Origin of the sequence: Photobacterium rosenbergii, from assembly GCF_003026455.1 — a bacterium.
Lineage (GTDB): Bacteria > Pseudomonadota > Gammaproteobacteria > Enterobacterales > Vibrionaceae > Photobacterium > Photobacterium rosenbergii.
In genome coordinates, this window is sequence record NZ_PYMB01000001.1 from 1,336,846 (window position 1) to 1,350,458 (window position 13,613).

Annotated in this window: 7 protein-coding genes; 2 read left to right on the forward strand and 5 right to left on the reverse strand. The window is 44.0% G+C overall.

Features of this window, described 5'->3' with window-relative positions; genetic code table 11:
- Window positions 1–42: 42 nt before the first annotated feature.
- From C9J01_RS06310 to C9J01_RS06325, 4 genes are all read right to left on the reverse strand, one after another.
- Complete coding sequence (locus C9J01_RS06310) at window positions 43–1,029, reverse strand: LacI family DNA-binding transcriptional regulator (RefSeq protein WP_107297226.1); 987 nt, start codon at window positions 1,027–1,029, stop codon at window positions 43–45.
- A gap of 151 nt (window positions 1,030–1,180) precedes the next feature.
- Window positions 1,181–4,561: a GH36-type glycosyl hydrolase domain-containing protein gene (locus C9J01_RS06315; protein WP_107297227.1), complete on the reverse strand. Its 3,381-nt coding sequence runs from the start codon at window positions 4,559–4,561 to the stop codon at window positions 1,181–1,183.
- Between the two features lie 41 nt (window positions 4,562–4,602).
- Window positions 4,603–5,721 (reverse strand): ABC transporter ATP-binding protein, encoded by a 1,119-nt coding sequence (locus C9J01_RS06320; RefSeq protein ID WP_107297228.1) that lies wholly within the window; start codon window positions 5,719–5,721, stop codon window positions 4,603–4,605.
- A gap of 458 nt (window positions 5,722–6,179) precedes the next feature.
- Window positions 6,180–7,703, reverse strand: coding sequence for a sulfatase family protein (locus C9J01_RS06325; RefSeq protein ID WP_158264495.1), 1,524 nt, complete (start codon window positions 7,701–7,703; stop codon window positions 6,180–6,182).
- A gap of 583 nt (window positions 7,704–8,286) precedes the next feature.
- Between C9J01_RS06325 and C9J01_RS06330 the strand changes: the two genes are divergently transcribed.
- Window positions 8,287–10,005, forward strand: a complete 1,719-nt coding sequence (locus C9J01_RS06330; RefSeq protein ID WP_107297230.1) for a sulfatase family protein — start codon at window positions 8,287–8,289, stop codon at window positions 10,003–10,005.
- A 125-nt stretch (window positions 10,006–10,130) separates the two neighbouring features.
- A complete protein-coding gene (locus C9J01_RS06335) occupies window positions 10,131–11,852 on the forward strand; it encodes a sulfatase family protein (protein ID WP_107297231.1) in 1,722 nt (573 codons plus the stop codon).
- A 673-nt stretch (window positions 11,853–12,525) separates the two neighbouring features.
- Here the strand turns inward: C9J01_RS06335 and C9J01_RS06340 are convergent.
- Entirely contained in the window at window positions 12,526–13,521 is a 996-nt protein-coding gene (locus tag C9J01_RS06340) for a helix-turn-helix transcriptional regulator (RefSeq protein ID WP_107297232.1), read from the reverse strand.
- Between the last annotated feature and the right edge of the window lie 92 nt (window positions 13,522–13,613).

Here is a 13,613-nt window from a genome sequence, read left to right on the forward strand (position 1 = left end):
TCTAATTTTGATACACTTCAACTTGTTGTTTATTTATATTATCTACATTGTATTTCTCTCGACTAAAGTCGTCGGTAACATGGTGATAGGATCAATATCACTTTTCCTGTTGATGGCATCAAAAAGAATAGTTGCTGCCAACTCACCTTTATTAAATTTCAAATGGCTCACTGTCGTTAATGCCGGCATTGTCATTTCAGACTCTCTAATATCATCAAAGCCGATGATTTTTAGCTCAGAAGGGACTGATATTTGATACTCGCGTGCGGCCCTTAAAATACCAATCGCCATTTCATCGTTACCGGCAAAAATGGCTTTAGGTCTCAACCCTCGCTTGATAAGTTTGACCATTTCACGGTAACCCCCTTTTTCGGTAAAGTCACAATGAACAATCAGATTCTGGGTAAAAGGTATGTTATAGAACCCTAATGCAGCAATATAACCGTCCTGCCGCTTTTGATTATCAAAAGATTTTTCTGGCCCACTGAAGTAATAAACTTCATTACAACCGCTTTTGATCAATGTTTTGGTGGCCGAAAAAGCACCGCCAAAGTTATCAATCAAAACATTGTAAATATGCGGTGCATTGATCTCACGGTCGAGCAAAATAAAGGGCAGGTTTTTGTCTGCAGTGCTTCGAAGCAAATCGTCACTCAACGCGTTACTCAGAATAATCGCCCCATCGACCATTTTATCCTTCAGGTATCGATGAGCCGTGGAGTCTGCTCCCCCGAACCCGCTACAAGCGATAAGATCGTATCCCATCTCTTGTACTTTCTTCTCGACCCCTTTTACGATCTCGCTGTAGATAGGACCAAACCAGGAATTGAAGAAAATCCCTATTGCGCCATTGTTCCTCTGCCTTAACTGTTTGGCATTGCTATTGGCGGAATAGTTGAGTCTTCTGACAACATCTAATACATGTTGCCGGGTCTTATCACTAATACGGTCACTATTATTGACTGCGTACGAGACCGTCGAGATGGAGACATTTGCCTCTCTCGCGACATCCTTAATCGTTGGTTTCAATGGCAGCTCTCCCTATTTAATCTATTCCCAAGTTGCTTGTGACTTAATGACTTGTCATCCAGTCACAAACTGGGATTTATCATCCTCTGAGTAACGGCTCCCCAGAGCGCACGTCATAACTTAAGTGGGCTCCGAGGTGTGCATCCGGCTGTTACAGCCAAATCTCGAGTGTATTTTGAACAGCACTTAGCTTGCTCTTAACCGTTTCTTTTTCGATGACAACACCACCCGACCGGTATGGGTTGGGTTGAGACTGCAAAGATAAACTTTCACCATTAAGCACTACCCGCTTAGGTGTGTGGCAACCGTCTTGCGGATGGATGGTAATCTGACAAGGCATGCCGTACAGGCTAAAGTTGAGTTTCACTTTACCTAGTGATTGAGCAATAACAGGGTCTAGTAGCAATGCCTGATTTTGGTAGCGAATGCCCAACACGCTGCTGATGACCTGATTGATATAAATACCGGGGCCACTTGAGTAAATGCGCCAACCACCTTTAACTTCAACCTCGCCTGTTCGCAGCTTATCGAAGTTATCGTAGGCCTGATAACGGTCATTAAACTTACCGTCAGAGCTGGAGAAATACGCATTGGCTTGTCGTACGTCTGCATTGGGAACCGCTTTGTCGATACCAACAGGGACAATTTTATAAAGATTGGCGAATACATCGTCCGCTTTACCCATTTTACAAAGCGCTTCTATAAAGCGAATATGGGCGTGGCAGTATTGTAGCCCCACTTCACGGCCTAGGTTTGCGGCCAACTCCGCACGCTTGAAGTAGCTCTGCTTACCAGCATTGTACTCAGCCATTCGCTCCATGAGCCGAACACCATCAGGGAATACTAGCTTATCCATAATGGTTGCCATGTGTGATTCAGCCATTTCCTTGTCGAAGGTTTCAGAAATAATCGAGCGTGATGCCGGTAATAAGCGATGCTGGATACCCGTTTTCACATCCGAGGGATGCAATAAGTACTCGACCTTATCCAAGGCTTTATTTGGGAAATGGACAAAGCCCGCGATAACCTCATCTTTCACCAGATAACGGTGATAGTCAGCTTCCATCTTTTCCGTCAACTCGGCCACTTGCGCCACAAACTCACAGTAGGCTTCTTCCCCCGCAAGTGCTGCCGTTAGCGTTTTCATCGCCTGTAATGTCAGGGGAATTGTCCAGCCACTCACCATGTTTTCACGCAGCGCCTGATTGGCAGGTTGCAGCGTATCATCCCAGTCACCGTCTCCGTAACAAGACAAGTGGGTTCCGGGGATCAAATTGTCAATAATATGTTCAAGCTGACGTTGGATATGGGCAAACAGCGACACCTTTTCATCTGTGAAGTCGAATCCAGCCTCGATAGAGGTATAAGGTAGGTTCTCGTTCAAAATATCGAGATCGCCAGTTGCTGTCAGGTAGTCCGCAACGGCTTTGAGCGGCCATACAACAATGTCGCCATGGCAATCTTCTTGTTGAATCTTATGGTACTTATCAAACATGAACCATTGTGGCCAAGTACCGGTTTCCAGATGCTGATGGCTGTAGATATTGCGCAGTAAATCTGCTGCTTTATCAAAATGCTGCGTCGCGATAAAGAACTCAAAAGGCCCTTGCGACACATCACGGGTTCCCCAGGCCGCGCCTGAATATTGTTCTAGCCCATGAGGCGTGGAATAGTGAACCAAGGCATTATGGGTAAACCATTGCATCGTATCGTTGAGCTTTTCGGAATTGTATTTATCCTTTTCAAACTCGATATTGAAATTTTGCAATAGCTTGTTTTGCGCGCGCTGATACAACTTTGATTCAAACTCAAAATCCATCATCTGCAAATTAGCCGGAGCTGTTTTGTCCACTGCCCCTGTAATGAGCAAGCTCGACTTACCCGTCACTTGTCCTTTCAACAACAGGTATTTGACCGTTCCATCCTGCTCGACAACCGACAGCTCATCAATTTCAGGGCTCGCAAGCCATGTGTACTTAAGATCCGGGTAGGTTTGTGAAATAAGGGCATTATCACCCGTCACGACAATATACCGGCCTTCACGGGCAACAGAAACAACGCTATCGTTCTCGCTATTGCCCATCACCAACTGGCTAGAAATACTGATATCTAAAGGTTGTTCTAGATTAATCAGTTCGATATCAAGCTGGATTGTTGTGGTGTTCTGCGAACTAAAGCTGGTTATTTGGATATAACCACCCTGGTATTTGTAAATCCAACGTGAGTGGTTGGCCCCCGTCTCGTAAGCTGAAGGCATGCCCAGTACACGGTACTCCCCGTCATCAAGCACCCAGATCCGCTGCCCGCTGAACTTAAACAAGTTTAATGAAGTACGGTCGACACCAATGAGCTTGTTAAATGACGTATTCCCCAACACAACATGAGAGTTGAAAACACCGTAGATACAATGCGTCGAACTCATCACATGGTTGTTGAAGTCTTGGTTGTTACCCGAACTAATCATGTGGCCCGTCGAGCGTTCCAATACCCGTTCCTTGGCTGGCATGGTGACATAGCGGCTATCACTAGGGTTTTTACTGTAGAAAAATGACAATAATTGCCCTTGTTTCACTTCTTTGAAGCGATGGGCGCCTTCAAAGAACTCTGCGATTTCATCTTTTGATAATGCTTCCCCCTCCAACGTTGAATCGGCTTTGAATAGGAAGAAAGGAAGATCAATCTCAGTCTCTGCTTTATTATCCACTGAAGGATATGACGCTCTGATCGGATTTAAATCGCAGGCTTCAAACACATTTGAACTTGGCTGGTCAGCTCGGAAATGCAAGTAAAACACGCTATCGTTGGTATGCCCAGCAGCCAGTTCAACATCCTCAGTTTGCAGCGCGATATACCCCATTTCAAATTGCAAGCGCTCATTTTTAAGCTGGGGTTGGCTCAATACGCTAGGCGTACTGTCGAAACGGTAGTCTTTGCCAAAGAACTGATAGCCGTCAGTAGAAAAGCCAACAACCATCGAAAATGAACCTATTTGCGCCCAAGGATTACCAGTACTCTGCGGTAGGTTCTGGCGAGAGCACACTACATAACCGGTGTTTTCATCGTCAAATATCTGGTGGTCCAAGTACTGGCTGACATAACACTCATTACTCTTAACAGCACCGCGATCAGCAAGAGCAAGATCTTGGCCAAAGACCAAGTCATAAGTTATGGGTGCAGAAGTTAAGTTGGTGACTTCCGCCGTATAGAAAAGTGTATTGGTATCTGTCGCAAGGGCGAGCACGACACTAGCTTTAAAAGTATCGGTTGTCGTTTCCCAACCCACTTTTCCGTCAGAGGTGCGGAAAGTGCGAATATTGTCGTTGAAATACATCAACGGAGTAAATGATATTGCCTTCCCTTCTTTAATTCGAAGATAAATATTCGAAAGAGCGATTTCGAACTCTGTTGGCTCATAAAGGTTGAGCATGACATCTTTGGCATTGATTGACTGCAGGACATTATGCTCATTGAAAAGCAGTTCCAGTTGCCCGTTAGTCATAGTATGAGTTGAAGTTGAAAGCGAGAAATTCATATAAACTATTTCCGTGTTTATTGATTGTATTTAACGATCACTCATTTGAGCAACAAGATATTTTCACCCGTCTCTTTATCGAAAAGGTGGCATTTTTCTAGGTTTAACTTAACGGCTTGGACCTCATTCCTCTGGATGGCAAAAAATGGATTGGTATGCTTACTAATCAATTTCTTACCAATCAAATCAAAATGAATGAATGATTCAGAACCCATTTCTTCTATGTCTGTGACAAAGGCTTGTAGATCACCGTCTCCGTCCACAACCAAAATATCTTCAGGCCTCAACCCAAGGTAGAGTTCTTTGTTTTGCCAAAATTGTAATTTCTCAATTTTTTGTTCGGAGTAAGGAAGGGGGAAGTATTTATCCTTAATCTTTAACTTCAATTTACTATCATGAAGGGCCAATTTAGCCTCTAACATATTCATCGCAGGGGAACCAATGAACTCAGCCACAAACTTATTGTTAGGTTTGTGGTAGACATTCATTGGGGTATCAACTTGCATGATTTTCCCTTTGTTAAGGACACAAATGCGATCGCCCATGGTTAACGCTTCAACCTGATCATGGGTAACGTAAACCATGGTTGCAGGACGATCACTCTGTTTAAGTTCCTCATGCAAGCGGCAAATACGTCTTCTCATCGAAACACGTAGTTTTGCATCTAAATTAGATAGCGGCTCATCAAACAGAAATACCTCTGGTTTTCGAACCATGGCTCGCCCCAATGCAACCCGTTGGCATTGACCACCTGACAATTGACCCGGTTTACGGTCCAACAATTCCGTGATCTCTAACAGATCAGCTGCCTCTTTGACGCGTGATTCTATTTCATGCTTTGGTTTTCTTGCCGTTTCCAAGCCAAAAGCCAAGTTTTGCTTCACCGTCATATGTGGATAAAGAGCATAGTTCTGAAACACCATTGCGATACCGCGATCTTTCGGTGGCGCATCATTACAACGCTTATCACCAATAAACAAATCGCCGCTTGTGACACTTTCCAAACCAGCCATCATTCTCAAAGTCGTGGACTTCGCGCAGCCTGAAGGACCGACCAAGACCATGAACTCCCCATCTTCAATATCTAGGCAGACATCGTGAACAGCATGGAAGCCGTTCTTATATACCTTATTAATATTTTTTAGTTTGACTTGGGCCATATGAATTCTCTTTGTGAATCATCGCATCTACTGTAGAAACGTTTCTACAGATAATATGAACCATGTATAACCATGTCAATTAAATGCTCTCATTATGCTGATTAAGATCACAATTTATATAGTTGTATTTCATAACTTTCAGTGAAGACTTACAGAAATAGGAACTGACTGTGGACTGAGTTTATCAATCCCTACTGACGCACTTAATATAATTTATTGTATTTAAAGTACAAATAATAAAGAAATGAAGTTAACGGGGAAATTGAAGGCTGATTTGAAAGCATACTAGAAAGAAATCAGCATCTCTATCACAAATAATAGAAATGATTCTACAAAAACACACTAATTACTTCTTGTTCACTAAGATCATTGAATAGCTTCTCCCTCAATTTTGGGCTAGATAGAAAAAAGCAGCAGTAAATAACTGCTGCTCTGATTGCTACGACTTAGGTTGGATTTTAATGTCCTTTTTTACCACCACTCAGTTGGCGGTGGATTTTCTTTCTCTCCCTTGTTTCCATCTGTAGCTCTGCTGTTCGGCTTACTAGGAAATCATTATCATCGCGCTTAAGGAGTAGCTCCAACATTGGGTCATTATATTGCTCCATATGTTGACGCATCAGCTCCACCATTTTCATTTGTTGCTCTTTGAACTCTTTTTTATCTGCAAGATTTACCTTCGCATCCGGATCTTTACGTAGGTCATAAAACTCAGTAACGGTGCGGTTTAGGAAGAATTCAACCCGCTCTTTAATTTCTGGGTTTTCGTCAGCTAACTTCTTCATCGCTTTGAAGGTGCCGCTATTGTTAGCCGATGTTTTATATACCCGACCACCGACAGCCCAAGGGTTGAAGATATATAGCCAATCAGAATTCTGTACCGCTGCCATTGGGAAAATACGGCCACCAGCATTCTCATGATACTGGGTGAAAACATAATCACGTTCGGCCTGCGATTCCCCTTTTAGAACCGGTAAAAAGCTGCGGCCATCCAATGAGTCAGGCACCTCAAGGTCTGCTGCTTCAAGCAAGGTTGGCATCAAGTCGACCATAGAAACAAAGTGCTCATCGTCAACTGACGCATTGATTTTCTCTGGCCAGCGAACAAAGAATGGCGTGTGGTTACTGTTACGGTAAACATTCGATTTTGCAAACGGGGCAGCAATACCATTATCAGACAAGAACAGAACGATGGTGTTGTCACTCACTCCTTTCTCTTCAAGCACTGACATCATCTCGCCCACAGTGTCATCCAAACGCTTGACCGAACTGTAATACTGGGCGAGTTCTTTGCGTGCTCCTGGAATATCAGGTAAGAAGCTTGGTACCTGGATCTCTTCTGGCTTGTAGATCCTCGAAGGCCTTTGCTTTCCGCCTCTTTCATAATTAGGACTATCGACAAAGTATGGGCGATGCGGGTCATGGGAATTAGCCATCATGAAGAAAGGCTTGTCGTTTGCCTGTGCCGAATCGATAAAAGCTTCTAAGTGTTTACGGTAAAGCTTAGGACCTCGCCCACTGCCAATGTCCGCTTTGTCTTTGCTGTAATCCCACACATAATCATCAACATACTTCGGTGTTGAGTGATTCACTTTGCCTAGGATACCAACGGTGTAACCACCATCCTTGAGCTCTTCTGCCAGAGTCGGAATATTCTGAGTTGTCGGATAAAAACCCCAAATGCCGCTATTCTGGATATAGCGACCTGTCGCCATGACCCCGCGTGATGGCTCACATACCGAAACAGTAACAAAAGCGTTGTTGAAACGGATCCCCTGGTTGGCTAGACGATCAAGGTTTGGCGAAATCTCAGGGACAGTCGAGCCTGTGACTCCCAACGAGCCATAATCCATATCATCCGCAGTAATTAGCAAAATATTAGGTGCGGTCTGCTCACTTTTTGCCGGCTCAGCAGCCAGTGACAGCGCAGCTGTTGCCGAAAACAGCATCAACATCGCAGTGGTTAAAACATTCTTTTTCATGGTAACCATTCGTTATTTATCCTTAGAATTATTGCTATCCATGAATAACTGTCCCCATAATTTTTCCCAGTTATTCGGATAACTTCCTGATTTATCTTCACCAAGCTTTGTCAATTTCAACTGAAAACGATAAAGAGCAAACAAATCAAACCGTACTTAGCATCAACAATGAGTGAAGTATAAACGTTTCTACAAAACACCGTGTGACAGAGTTAACATTTACTTGTACTTAGTGTGATTACTAGCTGAAAATTGCTAGAAAGTTGAAGATGGTCCACAAAAAAAGTTATGAATTAGCGATATTCAATAAAATCAGCTAAAAAAATCAGACGTTCGTCATGTTACTGAAATAAACCCCTCTCTTATATACATGCAGAATTGATCCACCAACTCGAAACGTTTATATTCAAAGCATTCCCAAGCTATGCCAGTAAGCAATCATTCCTCAACACTCTAGAAGTATTAACAATTTTTAGTTGAGACACTCATCTTTGATGAAGCAAATATGGCCGAATTCAAGTTCAGTATCGTCTTCTACACGAACCATTTGTCTTCTTAAAACTGATATGTAATCAAGGATCTTATGAAAACTTCACATTCCACTCTCGCAAAGGGGATTGGGCTCTTGCTTGCAGCAAGTTCTTGCGCAGCCCACGCCAGCCAAGCTAGCGACCAACCCAATATCCTCTTCATTTTCTCTGATGACCACTCAAATAATGCCATCAGTGCTTACAGTGATGATTTGGTGCAAACGCCCAACATCGACCGTATTGCAGAAGAAGGGGCCATTTTCGAAAACGCCTTCGTAGGGAACTCAATTTGCCAGCCAAGCCGCGCATCCATCATCACCGGTAAACATTCACACCTAAATGGCGTAATCGACAACTCCTCGGCTTGGAACCCAAACCAAACCATCTATCCGAAATTAATGGAAAATGCCGGCTACCAGACTGCACTTATCGGTAAATGGCACATGCACCCGACGCCAGTCAAAGAATTTGGCTATTCGAACGTATTGAGTGGCGCTGGCGGCCAAGGGACTTATTATCAGCCAGAATTCATTGATAACTACGGCAAGAAAACGACCGTTGAAGGCTATTCGACCGATATCATCACCGATCAATCCATTAAATGGTTAGAGACAAACCGTGATCCTGCCAAGCCATTCTTACTTCAAGTTCAATTCAAGTCACCGCATACACCACGCCGACCGCCACTACGAAACCTGGAGTTGTTTAAAGACACTAAATTCCCAATTCCAGCCACGCTTCATGATGACTACAAAACTCGCGGCAAGCATGCGAGCGAAGCGTGGATGGAATTGTATGGTATGACGGCAGAAGGCATTAATGCCTTCCCTCCTGCACCGACTACGGCAGAAAAGAAAAAGATCCGTGAGGATTGGCTCGCCAGTATGAGTAAGCCAGAGCGAGAAGCGTTTGATAAATGGATGGATCGCCTGACAGAAGAGCAGCGCATTGCATTCCATGCCGCCTATGACGATATCAATGTCGATTACTGGAAGAAAATTCAAACGCCTGAATACAAGATGCGATACGGCTATGTGCCACCAGCTGAGAAAAAAGCTCGCACCGAGTATAACTACCAGCGCTTCATGAAAGAGTACGCTGCAGCGGCAGTCACTGTCGATGAAAACATTGGCCGTATCCTTGATTACCTAAATGACACAGGCCTCGCAGAGAATACCATCGTGGTATATAGCTCTGACCAAAGCTTCTACATCGGTGAACATGGTTGGGCGGAGAAGCGTTACATGTATGAAGAAGGGATGAAAATGCCATTTATCATCCGCTGGCCTGGCCATATTGCACCGAATCAACGTCCGCAGGCGATGATCCAGAATATCGACTTCGGCCCTACCTTCCTCGATGCTGTGGGTCTTGAAGCGCCTGATGAAATGCAAGGCAAGTCTTTCCTTGATGTTTTGACCGGAAAGCAAACTCTTGCCCAATGGCAAAAAGAGCGCCCATACCTTTACTACCACTACTACATGGAAGGTGCTCACAACGTACCTCGCCATGATGGAGTGCGCAGCGATCGTTACAAGCTGATTAACTTCTATTCAGAAAATAACGGTAAGGGCGAGTTCGAAATGTATGACCTTCAAGCCGATCCTAATGAGTTGAATAACGTATACAACGATCCGAAATACTCCAAAGTTCGTGAAACCATGATGAAAGAGCTTCACGATGCCCGCAAGGAATATGAGGTTCCTTCTGATGTGTACGAAGCGCCATTCCCATTCATGACGGCTCAAGAACGCAAATCGCTCGGGTATTAATAGCCCTGAACCTCGGCACCTTGCAGGGTGTCGAGGTACTCCTCATTGGCTGATACATCGAACAATGCCTGAAACCAACTCGTTGGAATACCCCTTTACTATTAACAAAATCAAAGCAGGATAATATGAAAATGAAGCGCTCGACTTTATCCAAAGGAATAGGTGTGCTGCTAGCTGCTGGTGCCATTTCTTCTCAGAGTGTTGCTGCCACCTACGAACAACCCAACATTCTGTTTATTTTTTCCGATGACCACTCAACACAAGCCATCAGTGCCTACAATGATCAGTTTGTGAACACCCCCAATATTGACCGTATCGCCAACGAAGGGGCTATTTTCGAAAACACCTTTGTCGGCAACTCCATCTGCCAACCAAGCCGTGCAACCATCCTTACGGGTAAGCACTCTCACCTAAATGGTGTTATCGACAATACGTCACGTTGGAACCCAAACCAGACTATTTACACCCATCTGCTGGAAGATGTCGGCTACCAGACTGCACTGATTGGTAAATGGCACATGAACCCTGCCCCTGTTAATGAGTTTGGTTACTCAAATGTCCTAAACGGACATGGCCGCCAAGGAACCTATTACCAACCGGAATTTATCGATAACAAGGGCAATATCACCACTGTCCAAGGCTACTCGACCGACGTAATTACCGATCAGTCTATCGAGTGGTTGGAGCAACAGCGAGACGCCGACAAGCCCTTCTTGCTAAAAGTCCAATTTAAGTCGCCGCATACACCGCGCCGGCCACCATTACGCCACTTGGAACTGTTTAAAGACAAAACTTTCCCGCTACCTGAGACACTGTTCGACAATTATGAAACCCGTGGTGAGCATGCCAACAAGGCTTGGATGAAGTTGTACGGTATGTCCGGTGAAGGTATCAACGCTTTCCCACCAGCACCAACAACACCGGAGCGTGCTGAAATCCGAGAAGAATGGATTAACAGCCTGACTAAGCAAAAGCGTAAAGCCTTCGAAGGCTGGATGGCACGTATGACCGATGAGCAGCGCGAGGCGTGGCACAAAGCCTACGATGACATCAATGTGGATTACTGGAAGAAAATCCAATCTCCACCATACAAAGTCCGGTACGGTAATGTGCCAGAAGACGAGAAGCGGATCCGTGCCGAGTACATTTACCAACGCTTCATGAGAGATTACATGGCGTCGGTCACGGCTGTTGACGAGAACGTTGGCCGTATCCTTGACTGGTTGGATGAAAACGATCTCGCCAAGAACACCATTGTGGTTTATAGCTCAGATCAGAGTTTCTTCATTGGTGAACACGGCTGGGCAGAAAAACGCTACATGTATGAGCCGGGTATGAAGATGCCATTCGTTATCCGTTGGCCAGGGAAGATCCCTGCCCATTCAAAGCCTGAGGCAATGATCCAGAATATCGATTTTGCGCCGACATTCCTCACGGCAGCCGGTGCAAAAGTACCGGGCGAAATGCAGGGTAAATCATTCCTTGATGTACTTACCGGCAAAGAAAGCGATGCGCAATGGCAGCAAGAACGTCCGATCGTGTACTACCACTACTACATGGAAGGCGGCCACAACGTTCCGCGCCATGATGGAGTAAGGAGTGATCAATACAAACTGATCGACTTCTATTCGCAAAATAGCGGTAAAGGCTGGTTCGAGCTTTATGATTTGAAGGCGGATCCAAACGAAGTGAACAACGTGTACGAAGATCCCAAGTACAAAGCTGTGCGCGACAACATGATGGCTGAACTGAAAAAAGCCCGTGCGGACTACAAAGTACCAAACGATGTCTTTGAGGCACCTTACCCGTACATGAACCGCAAGGAGCGTAAAGCGCTAGGCTTCTAAGTTAAACAAATACCCCCAAAAGAATACCCCAATGAAAGCCGAGGTTTTAACAGCAACGTTTTCAGCGGGGTATTTTTCTTTTTGCCATCAACGCTTTGAAGCGGCGCTCGAATACCAGCGTCGCTTATCGGCATCTGGCCTGCACTAGTCACTGCAAACAAAGCAATTAAATGAGTTGTAGGGCCCTCTGATCCCTTTATACATACAATTGGACATAATTCGACGAAATCATTTTACTCAAGTCACTCTGGCAGAAAGTATGCTTAGTGCCTTTGCCGTAAAAGCAGAAACACTGAACTTTGACCCATCGTGGAAATTCATTAAGGAAGATATTGTTAACGGACAAGCTCCCGGCCTTGCTGGAGCAAGGCCCCTTTTAGTTTGATTTAGAGGGAGTGTAACTTGGTTTTGGACACTTTCGAGTTAGAGGCAATTTGCTATTTGAGTAAAATATGGATTAGTAGATGTCTCGCAAAAAAGACCTATTTGACTACCCGATATCAAAAAGCAATAAACATACTTAGGGTTTATTTTCTTATCAATTTGATATTTCCCTCCAAGAAATACTTGATGTTTTAGAAAAAATCAAAGATAAAGTGATAATCATAATCCACGATGGAATTAAACATGCTAGACCTTTCTGAAATTGCTTTGACAGGAATTAAATCACTGCTCAGTCTAAAAATTGTTTCTGGAACTGCTTAGGAGTAACTCCAACTTTGTTTTTAAAATAACGAATAAAGCTTGGAGGAGATGAATAGCCGAGCCTGTAACTTATATCGGTAACGCTGTTAGCGGAATTTGATAGTAATCGTTTTGCTTCATTGATAATGATATCTCCGTAAAATTCATGGAAATTAGTGCCTATCTCTTCTAGTCGCCGCTGGATAGTGCGGTTGCTTAGTTGGGTGGCTTTGCTCAACCTATCAAGCGTTATCACACCATCTCCGAGGTGAGATATCATCACGTACCTTAAAGCTACCGCAAAGTTAATATCTGCATGTCTAAAAATGGATTCGATGGATGAATACGAGCGAAGCTGCATCGGAAGTTGCAATACTTCCTTCTCAACAGCTAACCCATAGAAATCTCTACCTATCAATATGACTGGTGTAGCTAAACACATTTCAGTATCTATGTGATCTGAATTGGGGCTTCTTAAAGCCAACTTCGCCGGTTTCCAACTTGTACCGCTGAACTGAGAAACGAGCTCTCTAAAAAAGTAAAGGCCGTAACTCTCGATAAACTTAAACCTAGGTTTTTCAATATAGCTTCTATGACACTTGAACCAAATCTCCCCTAGAAATGGTTCAATACATAACAATGTATCAGTCATTATTTGAGTCGACTGGCTACAATATGACTCTAGAGCATCTCGTACTGTATGACACTCTGGAAAATCCATATATTTGATGGCGTTGGCCGCATTCTTTTGTGCCGATATTTGAGAAATATAATGATATTGCTCCTTCGTCAACTTGGGAACGATAAGATCCATAAACGAAAAAAGTGATGTAATGCTTGTAGGGGTTGCTAAATCACTTGAAAAGTTATCAAGCATAGATGCGGTAAGCTCTACTGAATACTCTACTTTCGCAGTAGATAAAGCTTCTCGAATGACTTGCCACTGCTCTTCAATCACTAATTCTACATTCAGTTTGTTCGCCATTTTTCTCGTCAAATCATCAAACTATTTATCTAAATCTAGCGGCAAACATGGTTTTAAACTAGGTCGTGCTTAGCCGGTTGCTGATAGAACAA

Bases quoted from the DNA above. Each gene is read 5' to 3' on its own strand.
- C9J01_RS06320 (WP_107297228.1), bottom strand. From the start codon at position 5,721: ATGGCCCAAGTCAAACTAAAAAATATTAATAAGGTATATAAGAACGGC.
- C9J01_RS06340 (WP_107297232.1), bottom strand. From the start codon at position 13,521: ATGGCGAACAAACTGAATGTAGAATTAGTGATTGAAGAGCAGTGGCAA.
- C9J01_RS06330 (WP_107297230.1), top strand. From the start codon at position 8,287: ATGAAAACTTCACATTCCACTCTCGCAAAGGGGATTGGGCTCTTGCTT.
- C9J01_RS06325 (WP_158264495.1), bottom strand. From the start codon at position 7,703: ATGAAAAAGAATGTTTTAACCACTGCGATGTTGATGCTGTTTTCGGCA.
- C9J01_RS06335 (WP_107297231.1), top strand. From the start codon at position 10,131: ATGAAAATGAAGCGCTCGACTTTATCCAAAGGAATAGGTGTGCTGCTA.
- C9J01_RS06315 (WP_107297227.1), bottom strand. From the start codon at position 4,561: ATGAATTTCTCGCTTTCAACTTCAACTCATACTATGACTAACGGGCAA.